This window comes from Cyanobacterium sp. HL-69, assembly GCA_002813895.1.
Classification (GTDB): domain Bacteria; phylum Cyanobacteriota; class Cyanobacteriia; order Cyanobacteriales; family Cyanobacteriaceae; genus Cyanobacterium.
In genome coordinates this window covers 206,648-230,938 of record CP024912.1, presented here as the reverse complement: position 1 = coordinate 230,938, position 24,291 = coordinate 206,648, and the positions used below count along the sequence as shown (strand labels likewise).

17 protein-coding genes are annotated in these 24,291 nt (G+C 38.0%); 7 read left to right on the top strand and 10 right to left on the bottom strand.

Annotation, left to right across the window (positions count from 1 at the left end; genetic code table 11):
- Positions 1-2 precede the first annotated feature (2 nt).
- Both miaA and dnaG read right to left on the bottom strand, forming a co-directional pair.
- Positions 3-893 (bottom strand): tRNA (adenosine(37)-N6)-dimethylallyltransferase MiaA, encoded by an 891-nt coding sequence (gene miaA / locus AA637_RS00965; protein WP_446683526.1) that lies wholly within the window; start codon positions 891-893, stop codon positions 3-5.
- A 283-nt stretch (positions 894-1,176) separates the two neighbouring features.
- Entirely contained in the window at positions 1,177-3,102 is a 1,926-nt protein-coding gene (dnaG, locus tag AA637_RS00960) for a DNA primase (RefSeq protein ID WP_446683525.1), read from the bottom strand.
- Between the two features lie 91 nt (positions 3,103-3,193).
- Here dnaG and AA637_RS00955 point away from each other — a divergent pair, with 91 nt between their 5' ends.
- Positions 3,194-4,009, top strand: coding sequence for a tetratricopeptide repeat protein (locus tag AA637_RS00955; RefSeq protein ID WP_446683524.1), 816 nt, complete (start codon positions 3,194-3,196; stop codon positions 4,007-4,009).
- Positions 4,010-4,043: 34 nt separating this feature from the next.
- On the opposite strand, the gene ybeY is transcribed toward AA637_RS00955, so the two are convergent.
- The 4 genes from ybeY to AA637_RS00935 form a co-directional block, all read right to left on the bottom strand.
- Positions 4,044-4,565, bottom strand: a complete 522-nt coding sequence (gene ybeY, locus AA637_RS00950; protein WP_446683523.1) for an rRNA maturation RNase YbeY — start codon at positions 4,563-4,565, stop codon at positions 4,044-4,046.
- A 67-nt stretch (positions 4,566-4,632) separates the two neighbouring features.
- Entirely contained in the window at positions 4,633-6,393 is a 1,761-nt protein-coding gene (locus AA637_RS00945; protein ID WP_446683522.1) for a S8 family peptidase, read from the bottom strand.
- Between the two features lie 174 nt (positions 6,394-6,567).
- Positions 6,568-8,364: an ABC transporter ATP-binding protein gene (locus tag AA637_RS00940; protein ID WP_446683521.1), complete on the bottom strand. Its 1,797-nt coding sequence runs from the start codon at positions 8,362-8,364 to the stop codon at positions 6,568-6,570.
- Positions 8,365-8,636: 272 nt separating this feature from the next.
- Positions 8,637-10,019, bottom strand: a complete 1,383-nt coding sequence (locus AA637_RS00935; protein ID WP_446683520.1) for an aldehyde dehydrogenase — start codon at positions 10,017-10,019, stop codon at positions 8,637-8,639.
- A 261-nt stretch (positions 10,020-10,280) separates the two neighbouring features.
- Here AA637_RS00935 and AA637_RS00930 point away from each other — a divergent pair, with 261 nt between their 5' ends.
- Positions 10,281-10,721 carry a Fur family transcriptional regulator gene (locus AA637_RS00930; RefSeq protein WP_069789467.1) on the top strand — a complete coding sequence of 147 codons (441 nt, stop codon included), beginning with the start codon at positions 10,281-10,283 and terminating at the stop codon, positions 10,719-10,721.
- Positions 10,722-10,723: 2 nt separating this feature from the next.
- Positions 10,724-12,385 carry a DUF3685 domain-containing protein gene (locus AA637_RS00925; protein WP_446683519.1) on the top strand — a complete coding sequence of 554 codons (1,662 nt, stop codon included), beginning with the start codon at positions 10,724-10,726 and terminating at the stop codon, positions 12,383-12,385.
- On the opposite strand, the gene AA637_RS00920 is transcribed toward AA637_RS00925, so the two are convergent.
- Both AA637_RS00920 and AA637_RS00915 read right to left on the bottom strand, forming a co-directional pair.
- Positions 12,382-13,899, bottom strand: coding sequence for a protein kinase domain-containing protein (locus AA637_RS00920; RefSeq protein ID WP_446683518.1), 1,518 nt, complete (start codon positions 13,897-13,899; stop codon positions 12,382-12,384). The genes AA637_RS00925 and AA637_RS00920 overlap by 4 nt on opposite strands.
- A 62-nt stretch (positions 13,900-13,961) precedes the next feature.
- A complete protein-coding gene (locus tag AA637_RS00915) occupies positions 13,962-15,491 on the bottom strand; it encodes a protein kinase domain-containing protein (protein ID WP_446683517.1) in 1,530 nt (509 codons plus the stop codon).
- 217 nt (positions 15,492-15,708) lie between these two features.
- Between AA637_RS00915 and AA637_RS00910 the strand changes: the two genes are divergently transcribed.
- Entirely contained in the window at positions 15,709-16,869 is a 1,161-nt protein-coding gene (locus AA637_RS00910; RefSeq protein ID WP_446683516.1) for a sugar phosphate nucleotidyltransferase, read from the top strand.
- Between the two features lie 102 nt (positions 16,870-16,971).
- On the top strand, positions 16,972-17,928 hold the full coding sequence (locus tag AA637_RS00905; protein ID WP_446683515.1) for an RluA family pseudouridine synthase: 957 nt from the start codon (positions 16,972-16,974) through the stop codon (positions 17,926-17,928).
- On the opposite strand, the gene AA637_RS00900 is transcribed toward AA637_RS00905, so the two are convergent.
- Positions 17,925-18,689 (bottom strand): MBL fold metallo-hydrolase, encoded by a 765-nt coding sequence (locus tag AA637_RS00900; protein ID WP_446683514.1) that lies wholly within the window; start codon positions 18,687-18,689, stop codon positions 17,925-17,927. The two genes, AA637_RS00905 and AA637_RS00900, sit on opposite strands and share 4 nt — an antisense overlap.
- Before the next feature lie 50 nt (positions 18,690-18,739).
- A complete protein-coding gene (locus tag AA637_RS00895) occupies positions 18,740-20,956 on the bottom strand; it encodes an RNB domain-containing ribonuclease (protein WP_446683513.1) in 2,217 nt (738 codons plus the stop codon).
- Positions 20,957-21,171: 215 nt separating this feature from the next.
- Here AA637_RS00895 and AA637_RS00890 point away from each other — a divergent pair, with 215 nt between their 5' ends.
- Both AA637_RS00890 and AA637_RS00885 read left to right on the top strand, forming a co-directional pair.
- Complete coding sequence (locus AA637_RS00890) at positions 21,172-23,208, top strand: FAD-dependent oxidoreductase (protein ID WP_446683512.1); 2,037 nt, start codon at positions 21,172-21,174, stop codon at positions 23,206-23,208.
- A 772-nt stretch (positions 23,209-23,980) separates the two neighbouring features.
- The gene (locus tag AA637_RS00885; protein WP_446683511.1) at positions 23,981-24,274 is read left to right on the top strand and encodes a hypothetical protein; all 294 of its coding nucleotides are present in this window, start codon (positions 23,981-23,983) and stop codon (positions 24,272-24,274) included.
- Positions 24,275-24,291: the final 17 nt, after the last annotated feature.

Below are 24,291 nucleotides of genomic sequence, written 5' to 3'. Positions count from 1 at the left end.
ATTTACCCCTCAATTAAATCCGTAACCTGCCTAAACAAATCAGAGGCATCAGCATCAAACCAATTAATCTCAGGATAGGCATTAAACCATGTCCTCTGTCTTTTCGCAAACTGACAAGTATGGGTAACAATCAAATCCCGTGCCTCATCCAAAGATATATCACCCAATAAATATTGCTTAATTTCCCCATAACCAAGGGTATTTAGTAACGGTAAATCAGCCCCATATTTTGCCATCAAAGTTTCTACCTCCCTCACCAATCCATCCTCCAACATCATGGCGGTGCGTTTACTAATTCTGGTGCGACTCATTTCCCCATCACAATGTAAACCTATTTGTAAAATGGGATAAGAAGGGGGGCATTCTCCCTGTTGTTCAGAAATGGGCTGTCCTGTGACATAATAAACCTCTAAGGCTCTAATGGTTCTAGTTTCATCGTTAGGGTGAATTTTTTTAGTAGCTTCGTCATCAACTTGTTTTAACATAGCATACCGCTGTTTTTGATCATAAGTCATCAATTGTTGTCTGAGTTGCGGTTGAGGGGCTACACGGGGAATTTTTAGCCCTTTGGTAATGGATTTGATATACAATCCTGTGCCACCAACTAAAAGGGGAGGAAGATGATGATTTTGTTGGATAAGGGCTTGGGCTTTTTCTTGGTAATCGGCAAGGGTAAGGGTTTCGGTGGGGTGACAAATATCGATGAGGTGATGGGGGACGGTTTTTTGCTCTTGGATACTGGGTTTGGCTGTGCCGATGTCAAATTCTTGGTATATTTGGCGAGAGTCGGCGCTGATGATGATACTGTTTAATTTTTGGGCTAGTTTGAGGGCAAGGGATGATTTTCCGCTAGCGGTAGCGCCACACACAACAATAAGGGAATATTTTTTCATTTAATAATAAAGTTAATTTAGTTTTCTCAGTTTTATATTTTTACAATAAAATATCGTGTTTTACAAGGTAGTTAATTACCTATAATTTTTTTATGTAATAAATTTTATAGCTAATAGTTGACGTTTAATAAATTAGACTAATAAATAATATATAACTTCATTTTGCTTTTGTTTGATTATGGGAAAATATGATCACTTTTAACCCCCATTAACAAGGTGGAGTTCAATTTAAAGATGTCACGAATAATTTAGGATTGTTATAGTTTTAATTAAGTTTATTTTACTAAATTTCTGAGGTTTGAAATCTCATATTTTTTAACTCTTGTAATTGTTTTTCTGTAATAAGTATTTCTTGGTAAAAGTGTTGCATTTTGTCTAAATTATTTTCTTTTTCTAGTTCAGGAATTTGTTGCTGACAATATTGTTTATACTTTTCTAGTTTAATGGATTGGAGAGAGGCGATCGCACTTAAAAAATTAGCTTCTGGTGCAAAAAGTCGTTGACTTACATTTTCGGTAGGATACAAAACAGGGTTTAATATAGGGGACATTTCTGGGGGAATATTCATATTTTCTTGCAACATTAACAATAAATTATTATCAGTATTATCTAGTTGTTCGATATTTAAACTATGAATTTGTTGCCACAAAAAACGATAGGGTTTGAAAGTAAAAACTAAATCTTTTTGGTCTAATTGCTCAATTATATCATCTCTCCACTTAGGACAATGAAGGTAAATTAATAAAATTAAAAACTCTGCTTCCTCTATTTTTATATTCTCTGAACTTTTGCCCAAAAAAGTACTTGTCTTACGGTAATTTTTTTTCTGATTATAAGTTTTTGTTGCCGTTTGTAAACTCTGATAAATTCTTTTAAACTCTTGGGAATTAAGACTCTTAGATTCACTTCTACCCCGACATAATAACTCTGCACAACTGGATAAATAATAATCTTTGGTGGAATCTTTACTAATTTTTTTTATTAATCTGACAATCCCTTGAAAAGCTAACTCAAAATCACCACTTTTCCGTAAATTCCTACTAACTAAGATTTGCTGTATTTGCCAATCTAACCATAACGGAGCATTTTCCATCAAAGTCAGGTACTTTTCCTTGGCTTCCATATCCATAGCTAAAAATTCATCAGCATCTTTACCATCAGGAATATTAACAACTTTTAACTTCATTTGCCCTGAATAAATCAGAGTTTCTACCTCTTTTATGGCTCTTTCTGTTGCTTTTAAACCAGCTTTATCCGCATCAAAATTGATAATAATTTCCTTAGATTCAGTGTAACGAGAAAGGAGTTTGACATGGCTTTGAGTTAAAGCAGTGCCTAACACAGCTACAGCATTTTTTATATTATAACGATGAAGGGCGATCGCATCAAAATATCCCTCAACAACTATGGCTTTATCCTCTTTAACAATGGTTTTTTTTGCCTTATCAAGGGCGAATAAAGTTTTACTTTTAGAAAATAATTCCGTCTCAGGGGAGTTTAAATATTTTGGCTCATTACCATCGAGACTTCTTGCCCCAAAAGCAATTACCCTTCCCTCTTTATCAATAATAGGAATCATTAAACGATTGCGAAAATAATCAATATATCCATCTCCCTTATTTCTTTCTTTAATTAATCCCGCTTGGGCAACTAACATCACAGGATAATTTTTGATTTCCACTAAATAATTATAAAGAGTTTCCCAATTATTCGGAGCATATCCTAATTGAAAACCTTGGATAGTTTCTTCATCTAAGGCTCTTTTTTCGGTTAAATATTTAAGGGCTTCTTCTCCTTCTTTTTGTCGTAAACTATGTTGATAAAAACTAGAAGCCACTGCCAAAATTTCGTATAATTGTTCCCTCAAAGAAATCTGTTTTTGAATTTCTTTTTGTTGTTCGGGAGCTAAACTTTTAACGGGTATTTGATAACGGTGGGCAAGATTTAATACAACTTCCTTAAAAGATTGTTTATTTATATCCATCAAAAATTTGATGGCGCCTCCTCCAGCCCCACAACCGAAACAGTAGTAAAGTTGTTTGGTGGGGCTAACGGTAAAACTAGGGCTTTTTTCGTCATGGAAAGGACATAAACCGCTAAACTCTCGCCCTTTTTTCTGTAAAACTACATAGTCAGAAACTATTTCCACAAGGTCAATTTTTTCCTTGACTTCGTTGATGGTGTCGGGATGAAGACTTATTTTTTCCATGGTTAAATTATAGAAAATTTCGGGGCGAAAAGAATCAATTACGGTGGGTGGATCGGATATAGTGGGTATAAATCCGCAATTTCAATTTAATATGTTTAAGTCAATTATTGTCACTATCCTTGTCTTGTGTTTTCTCTGGATTTCTCCTCCTCCAGCCTTTGCCCAAGAGCAAATCACTATCACCGAAGAGCAGTTGGCAGAAGGTGAAGCCATTGCTCAAAAAGCCATAGAAGCTACTCAGAAAGGTGATTTTGTCACGGCTCAAGAATACTGGACGCAGTTAATTGAGGCTTTTCCTACTAATCCTGCGGTATGGAGTAATCGTGGTAATGCCCTTGTTAGTCAGAATAAGTTACAAGAGGCGATCGCAGATTATGACCAGTCTATAATTTTAGCACCTGATGCACCTGATCCTTACCTCAATAGAGGTGCTGCCTATGAAGGTTTAGGAGAGTATCAAAGGGCGATCGCAGATTACAATAAAGTATTAGAATTAGATCCTAACGATGCCATGGCATATAATAACCTAGGCAATGCCAACGCAGGATTAAAAAATTGGGAAACCGCCGTGGAATTGTACCACAAAGCCACCGAAATCGCCCCAAATTTTGCCTTTGCAGGGGCTAATGAATCCCTTGCCCTCTACGAATTAGGTAGAAAAGACGATGCCCTTAGAAAGATGCGCAACATCGTTCGTAAATATCCTATGTTTCCTGATATGCGTGCCGCCCTCACCGCTGCCCTCTGGGAAAATGGTAAACAAGGAGAAGCCGAAAGTAACTGGGTTGCCACCGTGGGTATGGATAGCCGTTACAAAGACTTAGATTGGTTAAAGGAAGTCAGAAGATGGCCCCCTAGCATGATAAAAGCCCTCGAAAGTTTTATTAATCTTGACGGGCAAACTTAAATTTATATTCGGGTGGGCGATGCACAGCCCACCATCAAGAAATCTTCAGAAAATCAAGACTAATTTTATCAATTCCTACCCCATCAAGGAGTTTTTGTTGCTCTGCCAACATTTCCCTCAGAGAATCATTGTTAGGATGATCCCAACCTAAAAGATGTAAAAAACCGTGGGAAGCTAACCATGCTAATTCATTCTTGAGAGAGTGATTTTGTTCTTTTGCCTGTTTTTGGGCTGTTTCTATGGAAATAATCACATCACCGAGGGGAATCGTATTCACCATGTCGGGGGGTGAAAATTCATCATCCAGACTAGCGAAGGCTAAAACGTCCGTGGCTTGATCTTTTTGTCTGAATTGACTATTTAATTCTTTTATATCTTCATCATTGGTTAACACCAAACTAACTTCATAGTTTTTATCTTCTTCAAGGTCATTATCTGTCATGGCTAACCAAATAGAAAACCACGATCGCCATTGTTCCTCCATAATAGGCAAAGATTCATTTTGAGGAGCAAAAAAATTATCTTCAAGATAAAGATCAATATTATATTTATTCATAAAGTGTTTTATTTGGCATTGGGAATGGACAATTAATTATTATCAATTATCCATTCTCAATTATCAATTAAGTTATCGCCTGATCATTTTTACTTGCAAGATATGCCAAACCGAAACAGATAAGGGCATTAACAACTAAAAAGCCTTGCGCGGTGATACCCATACCTAAACCCCACACATTAGGGTTATAAAAAGCAGAAATACCGAGGCAGGAAGCAACCCCCAAACAAGAGCCAATGGCAACCCACTTTAAAGTGTTATGTCCCAAAAATAGAACAATTAAGATAAAGGGAATTAAGGCACTGGCAAAGATAGGATTAAGGCTACTGGTACCCACTACCACATTACCCAATTCAGGGAGAGAACTTCCTATTAAACGCAGAGGCCATTGGGGTAAATCAAAGATATATAATCCTTGTAAAACAAATAATCCTGAACTACCAAACACCATGCCACCCGCAAGACTCATGTTAAATACAAGGTAATTACGGATAAACCAAGCAAGGAGATATGAACCGATTACCATGCCTAATTTAGGTAATAGTAAAATGGTGCCACCATCAATCCAGAAACCAGGGTTTAGGTAACCGCTATCCCGTAACCAGCGGAGAAAGTCTTTGACGGTAATTTTACCCTTGAGGGCGAGTTGCACCGCACCACCTGCATCCAAACGTCCTGCACCGTAATGGTTAAAGGGATCTTCGGCTACTTCACGGGCGGACTCGATCAAAATTTGTCGCACCTCTTCAGGATCTTTTATTCCTGTGGCTTTGATGAGGGCGGCTACCCCTGCCACGTGGGGGGATGCCATACTGGTACCCTGATACCCTTCAAAGGAGGGTTGTTGATTGCTCCCTGTGATGGTTTCTTGGATGATTAAACCTTTATCGCTACCCCCTGGGGCGCTGATGTCAATACCTGCTCCAAAGTTGGAATAGGGGGCTTTTTCGCCGATCGCATCTATGGCGGATACACTAATTACTTTGGGGTAACGGGCGGGATAACTAGCGGAGTTTTCGTTTTCGTTACCGGCGGCGGCAATGATTACCACACCTTTGTTATGGGCATAATCAATGGCTTCTCTCATGAGGTGACTATCTCCCCCACCACCCAAACTCATGTTGATAACATCCGCGCCATTATCGGCGGCAAAACGGATGGCTTCGGCAATGTCTGCCACGGTACCACCCCCCAAACCCAATACCTTCAGGGGCATTATTTTGGCTTTGTAGGCGATTCCTGCTACCCCATACTTATTGTTGGTAGATTGAGCGATAGTACCAGCCACATGGGTGCCATGCCCCACATCATCAAGGGCTTCGGTGCGATCGTTTATAAAGTCATATCCTTCTACAAATTCCGTTTGCTCTAAATCAGGTACACGACTTACCCCTGTATCGATAACCGCCACGGTAACACCTTCCCCTTTACTGTCTGCCCATGCTCTCTCAACATTAATCGCTCTTAAATTCCATTGCTTACTATAATCTGGATCATTAGGAATTTCGAGGGTGTGATAGATATAGTTTGGTTCTATATATTCTATTTTTTCCCGAAGTTCAGATCTTCTCAATGTTTTTAAGGTTTCTTTGTTTCCTTCCAAAATATAGACGTTTCTATCAGTAGAAAATGGACTATTGAGAGTAGGAGTCTGATTAACCTTGAGGGAAATGTTATTTAAACCTTCTTCTAATTGGGTAACGGCAATATCATCTTTGAAGTTGACAATAATTGATTGATATTCCCCTCCCATATTAAATATTTTGAAGGTGAAAACTGCTAACCACAGTCCTACCAAAAATGCTAAGAACAAAAAGAGTTTTTTCATGGGTTTAATCTGAATCTGTAAAGGGGTATGAAAATTATTATAACAAGGGATTTTTAAGCAACGTATAATTGATAATTAATTTTATCCCTTCATCATCTTATCTCCCCATACCATCATGATCGGAAACCTAACACCTATAAGGACGCATCATGTTACGTCATCTACCACCCAATATTAAACCGTTGCCAACATTTGCAATTTATATAAACTGGCGTATAAACCATCCTCTTTCAACAACTCATCGTGATTACCCGACTCAATTAATTCCCCTTGTTTGAGAACCAAAATTTTATCCACATTCCGAATGGTAGAAAGTCTGTGGGCAATGATAATGGCAGTTTTATTAATCAATAATTCATCCAAAGCCTTTTGGGTATCTGCTTCGGTGAAAACATCAAGGCTGGAGGTGGCTTCATCCAATACCAAAATATTAGGATTACGAATAGCTACCCTTGCAAAAGCGAGTAATTGTTTTTGCCCTGCGGATAGGTTTGCCCCCCTTTCTCGTAATTGGGTCTTGTAACCTTGGGGTAATTCTTCGATGAGAGGCTTAATGTTGGTGAGTTTGACGGCGTTTTCTATTTCATCAAAATCATAGGTTTCCCCTAGGGTTATATTTCTTTTCACATCCCCCGCAAAAATAAAGCTCTCTTGTAATATGACTCCGATATGGCTTCTTAATTCTGCCTGATCGATGTCTCTGATGTCGATACCGTCCACTAAAATTCGTCCTTGGGTGGGTTCGTACAAACGACATAGAAGGCGGATTATGGAGCTTTTACCTGCTCCTGTGGGACCTACTAGGGCAACCTTTTCTCCGGGGCGAATGGTAAAGTTAAGATTTTTGAGGACGTATTCATCAGGTTTATAACCAAACCAGACGTTTTCAAAACGAATTTCACCCACGGCATCTTGATTTGCTTCGTTATCATGAAGACTTATATCATTATCTCTGTCTTCGATTTCCAGGGGAATATTCATCAATTCAGAGATACGTTCGATCGCCGTAAATCCTGCTTGGAACATGGTAAACTTATCAGCAAATTGTCTGAGAGGATCGAACAATCTTTGGGAGTAAAGAATAAAGGCGGATAATGTACCATAGTTGAGGTTATCTCCTAATATTAGCACTCCCCCGATCCACAGCACAACGGCGATCGCCACTAAAGACACCCATTCAAGGGTAGCTGACACCGCAGAATCATGGAAAATAGTCTTATCCACCGCTACCCGATAACGCTCATTGACGGTGCGAAATAACTCGCTATTATGTCTTTCACGACGAAATAACTGCACAATATTAATACCTACCACGTTTTCTTGCAACATGGCATTTAATACCGACAATTCTTCCCTCGCCACATAGTTAGCTTTACGATACTGCTTTTGAAAGTAAATAATCAATGCAGATACAGGAATCAACATGAATACCAACAGTAGGGCTAACTGCCACTGAAGGGAAAACATGGTAATAATAATGGCGAGAATATAAATTACATCACTAACAATACCGATGGCACCCGTGGCAAAAACATCCCCCAACGCTTCCACATCGTTGATTAATCTAGTAACTAATTTTCCTACAGGAGTTTTGTGGAAAAAGTTAGAGGATAAAGAAGTAACATGATTAAATAAATCTTGACGGATAAAAGCAGTAATTTCTTGCCCAACTTTTTGGACTAAAAAGCCCTGCCAAGCCAGAAAAATTGTCCGAAAAATAATTGTTCCGAGTAAAATAAAAGATAGTAAATTTAAACCCTCAGCAATGGAATAAGACTCTAAAAAGCTCCAAGTGTCTTCTCCTTGTAATAAGGAAATACCTTGTCCTACAATTAAGGGTTGAATCGCCCCCGCCACGGACAGGGGTATCAATAAAATAAAAGATAATATTAAAACAGGTGATTTTCGTTTTGCGTAGGGTAGTATTTTTAGAACTAATCCCCAATCGTTATTTTTAGTGCGTAAATTCATTCTCTATATTGTCAAAAGAAGATTTAACTATTATAACAAAGGTGTATGCTCAAATTATTTTCCAAAAGCTATAATAATTAGATTGTGTAGATTATTTTTTAGCTTAAAATATTAGCAAAAGATACATAATTGTAAAGATGATACTGTTAAAATTAATTATTGTCATTGGATTTACGATAATTATTTGTCCAACAAATACGTGTGAAATTTTAATCAAAAAACATATAAAAAGGGGATAAAACCCCTTTTATAAAACTATAAAAAAATTGTAACTACTTAGTATAAAAATTCTTAAAAGTATTCACAATTTTGTCACTGTAGGGAGCATAACGCCATTTCAAATCACCCCAAAAATAACGAGATAAGACGGCTTTTTTATGAGAGAAGGTATCAAAGCTAGTTTTGCCATGGTATGCACCGATGCCGCTATCTCCTACCCCCCCAAAGGGTAAGTCTTTTACGCCCACTTGCATGATGGTTTCGTTGAAGCATAATCCCCCTGATGAGGTTTCATGGAGGATACGTTTCTTGTTTTCTGAGTTGTTAGAGAAAAAGTAAAGGGCGAGGGGTTTGGGTTTACTGTTGATGATGTTGATGGCTTCATCAAGATGATTGTATTCAAGAATAGGCATGATAGGCCCAAAAATTTCCTCTGCCATGATGGGGGAATTGAGGGGCACGTTATCAATAATTGTGGGGGCAATATATTTATTTTCTCGATTGGTTTCTCCGCCGACGATAATATCGCCACTATCTAATAATTGCTCTAGTCTATCAAACTGCTTTTGATTAATAATACGGGCAAAATCGGGGCTTTGGGCAGGGTTATCTCCAAAAAAATCATGGACACATTGTTTGATTTCTTGGATAAATTCTTGTTTGATGGCTTTATCTACGAGGATGTAATCGGGGGCGATGCAGGTTTGCCCGGCGTTGATAAATTTACCCCAAGTGATTCTTTGGGCGGTAATTTTGAGGTTAGTTTCTTTGTCAACGATACAGGGGCTTTTTCCTCCTAATTCGAGGGTAACGGGGGTTAGTTGCTTGGCGGCGGATTCCATGACAATTTGACCAATTTTCGTGCCTCCTGTAAAGAAAATATGATCAAATTTGGTAGCGAGTAATTCTTGGGCTACTTCTACTCCTCCTTCTTGAATGCAGATATATTCGGGGGGAAAGATGTCTTTGATTAATTCGGTGATGAGGGCGGAGGTGTGGGGTGCTAATTCTGATGGTTTGAGCATAGCACAGTTTCCCGAGGCGATCGCCCCTACGAGGGGAGAAATCATCAGGGTAAAGGGATAATTCCATGGTCCTATGATTAATACTACCCCCAATGGCTCGGAATGAATCTTGGCACAGGCGGGGAAGTTTTCAATTCCTGCACTCACCCGTTTAGGTTTCATCCATTTTTTGAGGTTTTTGATAGCGTAGCTGATTTCTGAGATGACAGCTAATTCAAAACAGCCTTCTAGGTTTGGTTTACCTAAGTCCTCATGTAATGCTTCTAATATCTTATCTTGTCTAAGGGCGATCGCCTCTTTTAATTTTTTCAACTGTTGTAAACGAAAATCATAGGATTTGGTTGCCCCACTGGCAAAAAATTTCCTCTGCTCATCCACAAAGGATTGCATAGAATAATTAGTAATAGTCATAAAATTTAAAAAAAATTAAAATAGCAATATTGTTTCTAGCATAACAACAAAAAAATTAGACACGGGGATATGTAGAGATTTTTTCTGACAAAAGGCAAAAGCTAATAGCTATTTATCCCTAACCATACTTTCTGATTTCTTCAGCGCACCCTATTTACTTAAATTTTTATTCTTCATAGTATAAAAAAATGTAGGAATGGGGAAAACTTAGTTAAAGTATAAGTGAATTTACTTTAGTCAAAAAAAGGACAATAAAAAACAATGCAGCTAGAAGGGGCAACCGAAAAAACTGTACACTCCCTCAAAGATGCCCTGAATCGTTGCCAAGAATTGGGCATGAGAGTATCTCGGCAAAGAAGATTTATCCTAGAATTATTGTGGTCACAAAAAGAACATTTAACTGCCAAACAAGTTTATGATTTTTTGAGCCAACAAGGTAAACATATTGCTCTAGCCTCCGTATATCAAAACCTAGAAGCCCTTTCTCTCCATGGCATCATTGAATGTGTAGATAGACACGATGGCAGGTTATACGGTAATGTTACAGATGGACACAGTCATGTCAACATCATTGATACAAATAAAATTATTAATGTCAATGTAGAATTACCCCCAGAATTGATTGAACAAATAGAACAGCAAACAGGGGTAAAAGTAGTAAATTATCGTGTAGACTTTTTTGGCTATCGCAATCAAAATTAATCATGAAAAATGATGCTAATGTTAATATTTTATTGATAGATGATGATCCTGTTTTTCGTCTTGGTTTAATTGCCCTCATACAAGAACAAAGTAATTCTAACATCAGAATTTTGGCACAGGGTACAATGACGGAAACTTTGCCTTTATTAAAGGAAAATTCAGTAGATTTATTATTAATATCTTTAGATTTAGCAGTAGAGCCGAATAAGTTAACAAATTTGGTAAAACTAAGCCGCAAACTTACTACTAAATATCCAGATTTACCTATACTTTTAATTACCCCTTGGGGTAGTGATGAAAACATCAAAACTATCGAGAATATTAAGGGCTGTTGTCCTCGAAATATTAAAATTTCAGACTTAATTAAGGGAATCAAACTATGTGCTAATGGTAAAACTTACTATGTCAACATTAAAAATAAAAATCGTACGCTAATTGGTGGTTGGCTCTATCGTCAATGTGAGCTAGGATTAAGAGAAATAGAAAGAAGCATTAGACAGGTTAATTCTTATTTAAAAAATAGTAATTTATCTCCCCTTGATATTCTTTTTTGGCAGGGTAGAAGAAGAGAGTTAAAGGTTGTAAGGTGGTTAGTCAATCAATTTGTGGCAACCCCTAACGGGATGTTAAACAGTTCCATGGATGAAGAAGACAACTCTCAAGAAGATCCTGATTCTATGGTTAAACTGCCCCCCTCTGAGGTAAATCCTAATATTATTCTAGCTTCTGATAATAGTTTAGATTATGAAGATATTATTCCTAAAAAAATCCAAGGTTCTCTAAAAAATACGACGGATATAATTTTGGAATTAGATATTCTCAAAGAAGATAAAAAAAGAGACTTATTATTATTAGTATTAAAAGAACTTAAGCAGTTAGTTTCAGAGTTAAAATTCCTTAAATTAAATGAAGACCAGCTCATAGAAAGAAAGACATCTATCGTCAGAGAATTGTGGCAAAATGTCGCAACCAAGTTTTTAGGACGTTATGTTTCTTTGGACAGTGGAGATAGGTTGATTAATTTTAAAGAAAATATTTTTAAACAAGGACAATTTTTAGTCGAAAATAATTTTATTAATCTTCCTTTATTTGAAGAATTATTATGTTATTTAGTGCTAGAAAAAGAGTTTTTTATTGACGATCAAATTTATCCTTATCAAAGTAAATCAGCCTCAGAAATAGAACAGATATTAACAGAAAATGTTTTAATTACGATCGCCTGTAGTACCATGCAATTTACCTTAAATAATTTATCAGAATCCCAACCGATCAAGCATAATCTTTTCAAACAAGAATGGAAATCATCCCGTAAGATAGCCATGTTTCGGAACAATTTAGCATGGAAATATAAAAGGGAAAAATATTGGCAAATTCCCCGTAACATTTTTGAAGACGAGTATCAAATCTTAAAACTAGGTTATCAAGGCATTATTATCGGCAAAATTAGCCATTCACGACACCAAGAATTAAACTCCCTCACAGGCATCCCTTGGTTTATCACCATTATGATCGAATTTGTAGATAGTGTTACAAGGGGATTACAGGCGATCGCCGACATACTCGGAAAAGCAGTAGTCTTTATTCTCACGGAAATTATCGGTAGAGGAATAGGCTTAATCGGCAAAGGAATATTACAAGGAATCGGCAAAAAAATCAAAAACTAAAACAACTTCCACCAACGGCGCCCCCCATCAGGAAACACCGTTGCCCAATTTACCTTCGCATCCTTCAACTGATTTTGAGTAATTTTACTATTTTTCAAATTAGCCCCACAAAAATTAGTATCCGCCAAATTAGCATTAGTAAAATCAGCCCCCTGTAAATTAGCCCCCCGAAAATCAGCATCCCTCAACTCACTTTTAGCAAAATAAGCCTGAGCCAAATTAGCATTGGAAAAATTAGCTCCCTGCACATTAGAACTATAAAAATTACTTTGAGCTAAATTACTCTCAATAAAAATAGCCCCCTCCAACTGAGCATAACGAAAAATAAACTTACTTAACTTAACCCCCGTCAAATTAATATTATTCAACTCCTGCTCACTAAAATCCTTTTTTCCCCCATTATAAGCAGCCCGAAAACTCTCATCATCCCACTTAATCGTAATCGTATTAGTTTTTTTCTTTCTCTTTTGAATCGCCTGTCGTAACTGTTGGGTGGGAGACATTGTCATATCCCCCGTCTGAGTAGTCGATAAATCTGTTGTCGAAATATCATCCGAACTCTTATCCGTAGACTGAATAACCGTCACAAAACTTTGGTTTAAACTCTGCTCAAAAGGTGCAACATCCAAAGCCTTTAATAGCTCATCCGCCGTCTTATAACGCTCTTTCACATTAGGCATTAACATTTTACTCAACACCTTTTTGAAACTAGGGCTAATATTAACCTCACTTTCCCAAATAATATCCCCCGTATCAGAATCCCGTTCAAACTTTTTAGGTGATTTACCCGTTAACAAATAAAGACAAGTAGCCCCAAGGGCATATATATCACTGGCATATATAGGACGCATAGCCATTTGTTCAGGGGGGGCATAACCCATAGTACCCACCGCAAACTGAGTCAGGGCAGTTTGTCCATAGGTTTGGGCTAACTGAGTATTGACTTGATCTTTTACCGCCCCAAAATCAATGAGAATTAATTTACCATCTTTTTTGCGTCGCAGAATATTAGCCGGTTTTATATCTCTATGAATTACCTTTTGAGAGTGTAAATATTGCAAAATAGGGGTAATTTCCGCCAAAAATCTTTTTACCCCCAACTCCCCATATACCCCTTTTTCCTTCACTTCCTTTTGCAGATTATCCCCATTAATCAACTCTTGAATGACATAAAACTTCTCATCATCCACAAAATGATTAAGTAACTTAGGTATTTGAGGATGATTAATTTTAGCTAGGGTTTTCGCTTCCCTCTTAAACAAACTAAGAGCCATTTTGAAGGCTTGAGGATCATCTACAATGGGGCGTAACTGTTTCACCACACAAAGAGGATCATCCTTATTTATTAAATCTACCCCAACGAAAGTAGCACCAAATCCCCCTTTACCCAATCTTTTTATAACTCGATAACGTCTATTCAGAATTAAATTAGAACCACAGGCATTGCAATTTTTGAGCTTAGGATGGTTTTTGGGGCTAGGACATTCTGGGTTAACGCAATAACTAATAATCATCTGCTTTGGTTCATTTAGGGAAAATTTTTACGAGTAAAATAAAAAAATCAAGAACATATATACTACCACCATTTCCTTTTACCATTGGGCAAAATTGTTCTCCAATTGGTTTTGGCAAGGCGTAACTGTTCATCGTCAACTTTAGCTTCCGTAAGATTTGCACCGCAGAGGTTCGCATCCTTGAGGGTAGCTTCTGTAAGATTGGCTTTTTGTAAATCGGCGCCTTGTAAGTCAGCATTTTTTAGGTTAGCTTTGTATAACTCCGCTCGTTTTAAAATAGCTTCCCGTAGGTTGGCTTGGGCAAAGTTTGCCCCCATCAAATTACTACGATACAGATTTGCTTTTTGTAAGTTTACCCCAATTAATTTACTTTGAGAAAAACTACAACCTGGTAATTTTAAACCTTCTAAATCGAAACCACTCAGGGTTTGTTGACTAAAGTTACGATTACCCCGTTGATATTCTTGGATAATCATTTCTGGGGAATTTATTTGTAGTTTTTGAACTTGTACACGGGGAGTGGCTACCTTGGGGATATTTTGAGGTTGATTTTGTTTTTCTCTTCGACGACGGATGGCATCAGCGAGGTTTTGAGTAGTTAAATTAGAACTAGAATCGCTATCTTGATCATCGGATTTACTTTCTTCTTTAGGGGCGGTGGTGGTAAAAAACATACTTTCTGCCAACTCCTGCTCATAGGGGACTAAATCTAGGGCTTGAATGACATCCCCCGCGGAGTTAAATCTTTTTTTCACGTCTATTTCTAGCATTTTATTCAACACTTTGGCAAAGGTTGCACTAACAGTGGTGTGATTTTCCCATGCTAATTCCCCTGTTTCTGGATCGCACAAGTCTTTGGGTGCTTTCCCTGTGAGTAAAAAGATACAAGTTGCCCCAAGGGCATATATATCACTAGAATAAACAGGACGCATGGCGAGTTGTTCGGGGGGGGCAAAGCCCATGGTGCCCACAGAGATTTTGGTAAAGGCGCTCTGGGGATTGGCGTTCATGAGTTTGGTGTTGACTTCTTCTTTTACGGCACCAAAGTCAATGAGAAATAGTTTTTTGCTTTCTTTTTCCCTTAATATGTTGCCTGGTTTGATGTCTCGGTGAATTACTTTGCGAGAGTGTATATATTGCAGCACGGGAAGCATACTACGCAGGAAGTTTTTGGCGGATGATTCTTGATAGATTCTGCCTTTTTTTACTTCTCTTTCTAAATCCCGTCCGAGGATAAAGTCTTGAATTAAATAAAATTGTTCTTTTTCTTCAAAATAATCAATTAACTTGGGAATTTGGGCGTGTTCTAGCTTTGCCATGGTTTTTGCTTCCCGATTGAACAAGTCGAGGGCGGTGCTGTAGGAGTCGGGATTGGCGGAAGCGGGATCTAGTTGTTTGATGACACAGTATTGATTTTTATTGCCCATGTCCACGGCAAGATAAGTGGTGCCGAATCCTCCTTTGCCAATTTTTTTGATGGCGACGTACCTTTTATGGAGAATTAAATTAGAGCCACAACTCCTGCATTTTCTCGTTTTGGTATCATTTTGGGGATTTTCACAATGGGGATTAAGGCAATAAATAACACTCATTCACTCTGGTTCTCTTTTGAGCTAATTTTGATTATTCATCAGGAAGTTCAATTTCAGTGTATCTTAATTTTTGATAATCGAGACTTTGTGGTTAATAAAAAGTTTTATTATGGCGCGTTTAATCGGGAATCCTTAGTTAAAAATGATAACATTTGATTTTAAGGCTATATTTTTCTTATGATCTCTTTATTTATTAGTTTTTAATTAATATTCTCCTATGAAAGCAATGATTTTGGCGGCGGGAAAGGGAACTCGTATTCGTCCTATTACTCACACTATCCCTAAACCTTTGATTCCTATTTTACAAAAGCCTGTGATGGAGTTTTTGTTGGAGTTGTTGAGGCAACATGGTTTTGATGAGGTGATGGTAAATGTGAGCCATTTGGCGGAGCAAATTGAGAGTTATTTCCGTGATGGGCAACGGTTTGGGGTTCAAATCGGTTATTCTTTTGAGGGAAGCATTGTGGATGGAGAGTTGGTGGGTAATGCTTTGGGTTCGGCGGGAGGAATTAAGCGTATTCAAGAGTTTAATCCTTTTTTTGATGATACTTTTGTGGTTTTGTGTGGAGATGCTTTAATTGATCTTGATTTGACTGAGGTGGTGCGACAGCATAAGGAGAAAGGGGCGATCGCCACGGTGGTCACAAAATCAGTCCCTAGGGAAGCGGTACCGAGTTATGGGGTGGTGGTAACGGATGATGATGGCAAAATTTTAACTTTCCAAGAAAAGCCATTGGTAGAGGAAGCCCTCAGCACAGAGATTAACACTGGGATTTATATTTTTGAACCGGAGGTAATTGATTATATTCCCCCGAATCAGGAATATGACATTGGTGGTGATTTATTTCCCCATTTGGTGGAGTTGGGTTTGCCTTTTTATGCAGTGAATATGGAGTTTGAGTGGGTGGACATTGGTAAAGTACCAGACTATTGGCAAGCGATTCGCTCGGTATTATCAGGGGAAATCAAAAATGTTGAAATCCCGGGTAAAGAGGTTAAGCCAGGGGTTTATACGGGGGTTAATGTGTCTATTAATTGGGATAAGGTAGATATTACTGGCCCTGTGTATATCGGTGGCATGACTCACATTGAGGATGGAGCAAAAATTGTTGGCCCTGCTATGATTGGGCCTAATTGTTGGATTTGTGAGGGGGCGACGGTGGATAATAGTGTTATCTTTGAATATTCCCGTTTAGGTAGGGGAGTTCGTCTGGTGGATAAACTTGTATTTGGTCGCTATTGTGTTGATAAAACAGGAAGTTCTATTGATGTTAAGGAGGCGGCTTTGGATTGGTTAATTACGGATTCTCGTCAAAATTGCCCTAGTCATTTGGAAAGGGTGAAGGCGATTTCTGAGTTAATTAATTTTAGGTATTAAATTAATTGATAATGGATCATTGAGAGTTGATAATGAAACAATCAATTCTTCTCGTTGGGTTTTATTTTTAAGCCCAACCCACTGTAATGAGGTAATATTTTAGTGACTAATGAGTTAGAGATAAGCCAAGCATTTCGAGATTTTGTGGTGGATAGGGGCAAAGTAAGGATTGATGTTTGGTTGGCAGAGAATTTAGTAAATTTATCGCGCTCACGGGTGCAAAAGTTGATTGAGGATGGGCAAGTATATTTAAACGATCGCATTTGTACCCAAAAAAAGGAAGTACTAAAACAGGGAGATTCAATCCATGTCCATATTCCCGCCGTTGTGCCTTCTCACATTGAAGCCCAAGACATTCCCCTTGATATTCTCTATGAGGATGAGTTTTTAGTAATTATCAATAAACCTGCGAACTTTGTAGTACATCCTGCCCCCGGCCATGGTGATGGTACCCTCGTTAATGCGCTGTTGGCTCACTGCCCCGATTTACAAGGCATTGGGGGGGTAGAACGCCCTGGCATTGTCCATCGTCTTGATAAGGATACCACAGGGGCGATCGTGGTGGCAAAAACGGAACTGGTGTTAAATGATTTACAGGCTCAAATTAAGGCAAAAACTGCCCGTAGGGAATATTTAGCGGTGGTATATGGTTCTACCCATGAGGATAGTGGTACAATTGATCTGCCTATTGGTCGTCATCCTACCCAACGAAAAAAAATGGCGGTAGTACCTATCGAAAAAGGGGGTAAAAATGCTATCACCCATTGGCAGGTAAAAGAAAGATTGGGTAATTATTCTTGGTTACATTTTCAGCTAGAAACGGGGCGTACCCACCAAATTCGGGTACACACTACCCAAATGGGGCATCCTATCATCGGTGATCAATTGTACGGCTCCGGGCATTCGGTAGGGGTAAACCTCACAGGACAAGCATTACACGCCTTTCGTCTTACCCTGACTCACCCCATCTCAGGAGAAGAAGTAAGTGCGATCGCACCTATCCCCCCAGAAATGGAAAAATTAGTTAAAGTCCTAAAAAACCGAAGAAATAATGGCTAAACATTGACAGCAAAACTTACCGCCTCATAGGGCTTTGGCTCAATCACTTGAGTAGATAAATTTGCCTCCTTCAACATCGAGCGAAAACTATCTAAACTACCCTCTTCCTTAAGTAAATTGATTAAAAATCCCTTAAACTCAATATCTCCCCCTGCCGCCGTGGGTAAAATATATTCAGGTTTGAGCCACTGACAAACTTCTAAGGCACTTTTTTGCCCTTTAATTACAGGGCCAATCAAGGGTATCTTGACATTGGTTAAAGGGGTGATAATGGCTTTGATACGGTCCTCTGTTTGCAGATTTTGACTGTGGAAGCCGTGGGGCTCATAATAAAGGGAATCACCGTTCGTTAAATCCTTGACAATATAGCCATTTTCCACCAAAGTAGGGCCCACAGGAGAGCCTTTTACCGCCTTGATTTCGATTTTGTCATCGATAACATAACTCTCCCCATGGCGGAGGGTCGTAATTTTTTCATAGCCAAATTCTTTACAAACCTTACCCGCATTTTCCGAACCAATCACAGGAATACTATGATCTAATTCCTTTAAAGTAGGAGGGTGGGCATGATCTTCTAACCCTTGGGAGAGTAAAATAAAATCTATATTCTCAGGGATAGGCTGAGGGTTACGTTTTTTGCCTTCAAATAACCAGTCCAAATTACCAAAAGTCAAAGATCCCACGAACCAAGGATCTAGTAAAATTCTTTTATCCGCAATCTCGATTAACCATGAATTACTATCAAACCAAGTTAATTGCATAATATATTTTTAAAATAAATAATAGCTTCTGCAATAAATTGTAACAATAATTAAACAGTAATATCGAGATGGTGCTGAATAACCATGATATGGGAAGCACATTGTTTGGCATCTTTTTTACTTCTTCCATAGCCCACGGATTGAATCATTTTATCCTGATAATAAAGACTAATAAAACACTGAAAAAAGCTATCTATTTTTAAATATTTATATTCGGGGTAATCTATCTGATTAATTTGACAGAAATCATGGATTAAGGAGACATAATTGGTTTCTTCTGTTGTTTTGGTATCAGCGGATATGGGAATTATGGGAGGATTTATGGGACTATTTTCTTCCGAAGTAATTACCGTGGGATTTTTGGTTAATTCATCATTCAAAAAAGCCTTAATATATTCTAGGGCTGATTGTTGTTTGGCTTTACTCTTTTTTTGACTAAAGGCAGGTTGTGGGGTAGTAAAACTATCTACATAACAAAGGCTAATATAGCCACTATTATTAGGATAACTTTCTATGACATATTTTACCTCTACATGATCTAATTGCGATCGCACGAGCAACACTGATACAGCGTCAATGGATGGCTCAAAAAAACCATTTACCCTAGCCAAAAACCATAACTTATAAAAGTCTTTTGGTTGTAAAGAATCAATTCTCTTTTCCACTTCCTTCAAAAAATCATCGGTTAAGGAATTTTCCTCTATGGCTTGATGTAACAAAGCAGAAAAATTTTCCTCTTTGATAGTGTTGTTATTAATATCTTGAGAAGAAGAATCATCGGAAACATCAGAGTTACCTTTTTTCACCAACCCATGAGTAACATAACCCCGAATAGCCATAACTGCCGAGGTTTGTTTTGCTACCATTTTTTTGACATTTTCCGCAAAATCAGGGGTAGTTAAACCATTTAAAGAACATTTTGCCTGATAAGTTTTATTTTTACGGTTATATTTAATGTCATAGTCAACGGTTATATTTTCAATTTGAGAAGCTATTAACAGTATCGATATTCCGTCAATATTTTCTAAATAAAATAAATCATTTATTTTGGCGACAAACCAAATAAAATAAAAATCTTTTAAAGATAAATCATTAACTCTCTCTTTGATATGCCCTAAAATTTCTGGTAAGCGATTTCTATAAGCAAAATATTCTAATAATTCTGAAAAATCTTCAGTAGATAATTCTTTAATTTCATTACCACTAATCTGATTATACTTTTTAGCAATATCTTCTTTTCTCCTCATTCTTAGATGATGAGATTTATCTTCTTTATACTGACAATGAAAATCATTAATATAGTCAGCAATATCTTGCAATTCATCTCGATGATAAGGAGAAGAAACACCCCTAATAATTGCTTTAATAATGCGATGATTTACTAAATCGACAAAACGTCTAAGAGGGCTAGTAAAATGGGAATAGGTGTCTAGGGCTAAACCAACGTGTTGTAAAGGGCAAGGGCTATAAATAGCAGGTACTAAACAATGCCCCATTTCCTTGATAGCTTTGTTTAAATCCTTAATACCCACATCCTGAGTACGAAAAAGAGCAGGGATTTTTTGTTGTGCCAACAAATTAGCAATGGTAGTGTTAGTTAAAATCATTACCTCGGCAATTAATTGATGGGTATTAACATTATCTGCGATGAGATTGCCATCTTCATCAATGTAACCATCTTTAGTTAAAATACCTGATTTTCCTTTTCTTTTACTAGCTAATATTTGAGCAATAGTTTGGATTTTAACTAATAGTCCATCATGATTTTCTTGGGAAGGGTTTTTTAAAATATTTTCTACTTCTTCGTAACTAAAAGCTCGTAAATTTTTGAAAATAGTTTCTTTTATCTCAAAGCTAACTATATTTCCTTTATTATCAATAGTAAAAAAAAATGTAATAGCTAATCTTTCTTCGTCTTCTTCTAATGAACCTAAATTGGTACTAATATTAATGGGTAACATGGGGGTAGGGGGCTTGGTATGATATAGCGTCACCACCCTTTTTAAGGCTTCTTTGTCAATGGGAGAATCTTTGGTAATTAAAGCACCAACATCCGTAATACTTACTTGTAACTCAAACTGTCCATTATCCAACTCAATCATCCAAATAGCATCGTCTCTGTCAACGGTGGTAGCGTCATCGATGGTAATTCCAAATACACAGGGGCGCTGTTGAGATGCGATGGTCATTATCTCTTCTAAATTGACATTAGAAGCCTGATTGATGTGTTCAGAGCGAAATTTTCTGGGTGTAATGGATGGTTTCATGGGTGACTAATTAAACTAACAAAGGGAAGGGATATGAATAAAATATGTAAGGTTGGCAACAAAAAATGTCAGAAGCCTATAAAATAAAGAGTTTAGATTAATTGCCTTTTACATCTTCTTAATTCCCTTAGTTTTTATTATCAATTATCCATTAGTAATTATCAATTTTTTTCTTATAGTATGATTAATAAAAATCCATATGATGAGCAGCGATTATGAAGCGTAAACCTTGGCAAAAAATACTCTCAATCCCTTTAGTCCTCTTTTTTACCATTCCTGCGATCGCAATGAATAACTTCCCTCGAAATCCTGAACAAATAGAAGAATGTGACATCCTCGTTATCGGCGGAGGATTGGCGGGGGCAGGGGCAGCCTATGAAGCGTTATTGATGGGTAAAACTGTGTGTTTAACAGAGATTACCGACTGGGTAGGGGGTCAAATTTCTTCCCAAGGTACATCGGCTTTAGATGAGCGTAGCACCCAAAGACAGGAGTTATTTTTTCCCAAGGGTTATTTAGAATTTCGAGATCGTATTGGTGATTTTTATGGCAAGTTAAATTTAGGAGAGTGTTGGGTAAGTGCTTCTTGTTTTTTGCCCAAGGATGCGGATTATATTCTTGAGCGTCAATTGCAAGATGCTGCTAGAAAGGGAAATGGTACTCTCAAATGGTTTCCCAATACTGTTATTAAGGATGTGCAGATAGAAAGGGTAGAAAATGGTGGCACAGGGGAACAGATAGTAAGTGCGATCGCCATTAGCCATAAACCACAACCCAACACCCCTCCCCTCAATAGCGAACCCCTTTCCCAAATTATCGAGGATGCCTACACCTACGAAGATTCCTCCAGGCTGAAGAAAACGGTCATTAAATTTGTTCCTCCCCAAAACGACAATTTAGAAGCAAAAGCCCATTGGATGGTCATAGAAGCCACAGAAACAGGGGAAATCATCGGTTTAACCGACATCCCCTATCGTCTTGGTATAGATCCTCTTTCTGCCTACGAACCATCCTCATCCAGTAGAACACCTGATCCCTACTGTACCCAAGGTTTTACCTATACCTTCGCCATGGAAAAAACCGAAACCCCCCAACCGCAACCAGAGCCAGAATTTTATCAACAATATGCTCCCTATTACAGCTACGAATTAGAAAGACTAGCGGATTTTGACCTCGTCTTTACCTACCGTCGTATCTACAAGGCTCAACCCAGCGAGAGAGTAACCTTTGGGGGCATTGGCTTCACCACCCCTACCCCTGGGGATATTGCCATGCAAAACTGGACTTGGGGTAACGACTACCGCCCAGGCACATCCGTAGATAACCTGATTTATAGCAGAGAGCAACTAGAGGCGATGGGACAACTACAACCCCACGGCTGGATGGGGGGCTTACGCACCGAAACCCTCTCGAAAGGCGAACAAAATGCGATCGGTTTTTACCATTGGTTGGTGGCAGGTACAACAGATTCTCAACTGGGAGATGGGGTTAAAAAACCTCACCCTGATCATATTTTTCTCACAGGATTCGATTCCCCCATGGGGACAGCCCACGGACTTTCCAAGTATCCCTACATTAGAGAAGGAAGAAGAATTATTGGTCGCCCCAACTATGCCCACCCCGATGGTTTTACCGTCAATGAAGTGGATATTTCCCGGGTAAACTATGACGATGATTATTACAAAGAAACCCTTACACCCCAAGAATATCGTCAATTAAGGGCAATTTTGGCAGGATTAGAAGGTTTTGGAGTTATTAGCGGTGAAATTTCCCCTGATCAAGCCCCCAAAAGGAGCCGTTCCACCATTTACGCCGATTCAGTGGGGATTGGACATTATGCCATTGATTTTCACCCCTGTATGAGTGAAAGCCCCCACGAAAAACCGGGTAATACCGAAAGAGAAGGAGAAAGAAGGGGTCAAGGACAGGCTTATCCCTTTCAAATGCCCCTTTCTGCCATGATTCCCCAAAAAATAGACAATATGATTGTCGCTGGAAAAAGTATTGCCACCAGTCACATTGCGGCAGCGGCTTATCGAGTACATTCTTTTGAATGGTCATCGGGGGCAGCGGCAGGTACTACGGCCGCCATGGCTTTGGATAAAAATATTTTGCCCTATGAGTTTACCGAAGGTTTTGCTTTCCGTAACCCCCATTTACAAACACTAAAAACGATATTGGATAGTAATGGTAATCCCACGGCTTTTCCTAATACGTCCATTTTTAATGAAGACTGGGATGGATGGAGGTAATTGGTAATAGGTGAAAAAATAAAACAAGTAAGATAAATTGAATTTTTCTTGCGAGTTTGCTGTTATTTAATGATGATACGCAAAAATATAATTAGTTTGAGGTAGTAAAGATGTTGGATGTTCATGCTATGTCCGTAGATGTTTTGGGCAAAGGGGTTCCGAATTGGGCAACAGGGTTCTTTCTGAATTAGGCAAGGGGCTTAAGCCCCTTGTTAAAAATAATTATGAATGAGTGCGTGATGTCAGTTATTTAATGATGATAGGAAAAATTTTTCAATAATAAAAAGTATTCAATGTTTAAAATATTGTCACTATTGTCTATTTCTTAAAAAGAATATAGCAATTATCATGGTTACGGGGTCAAAAATTATCCCCCTAAATCCCCCGCAAATTCGGAGGAATTGAGAATAATAACTGTATCTCATAATTATAAAAAACGCTATTAGTAAGTTGGCGAAATTAATTATAGCTCTTATTTGATTAAGACTCTGATGAACAAGGGGTTTAAACCCCTTGCCTAAATCGATTTAATTATGCCTACTTACTTATCTAAATTCAGTAATGTTATTAGTCTTTTAAGGGTATTATTCAATAAAGGCTTAATTTTTTTGAAGTTAACGAAAGTTTCCTCTTATTTTCCATTACTACAGTGAGTTTAACCTCTTTGAAATATCCTTTTCATTAACAAAATAATCGAGTAACAGTCATGATTAAAAAACTATTATCCATAGGATCTTTAACTGCAATTTTATCGGTTTCATTGTCACCACAAATGGCACAAGCTAAAGAGGCTACCTGTGTTATTAGAGGAGAAAATAATCAAGTGGTTTTTCGTGATAAGTGCAACTTTAATCAGTATGGTGGTAATGGCAGTTTTTGGATCGAGGCTAAGTCTGGATTAATTTACGGAAGAGAGTCCATTAGTGTTTATATCACCAGTCCGGGGGTAGCAGAAGTTTCTGGTTTAACCACTGGTGGAATTAGCTCCCGTTGGGGTACCGCAAGGCGATCGCAATCTGACCGTGCCTGTTGGGTTGGTAGTGACTTTACCATTTGCGCTTATTAGTAGAATAAAGATTAAGA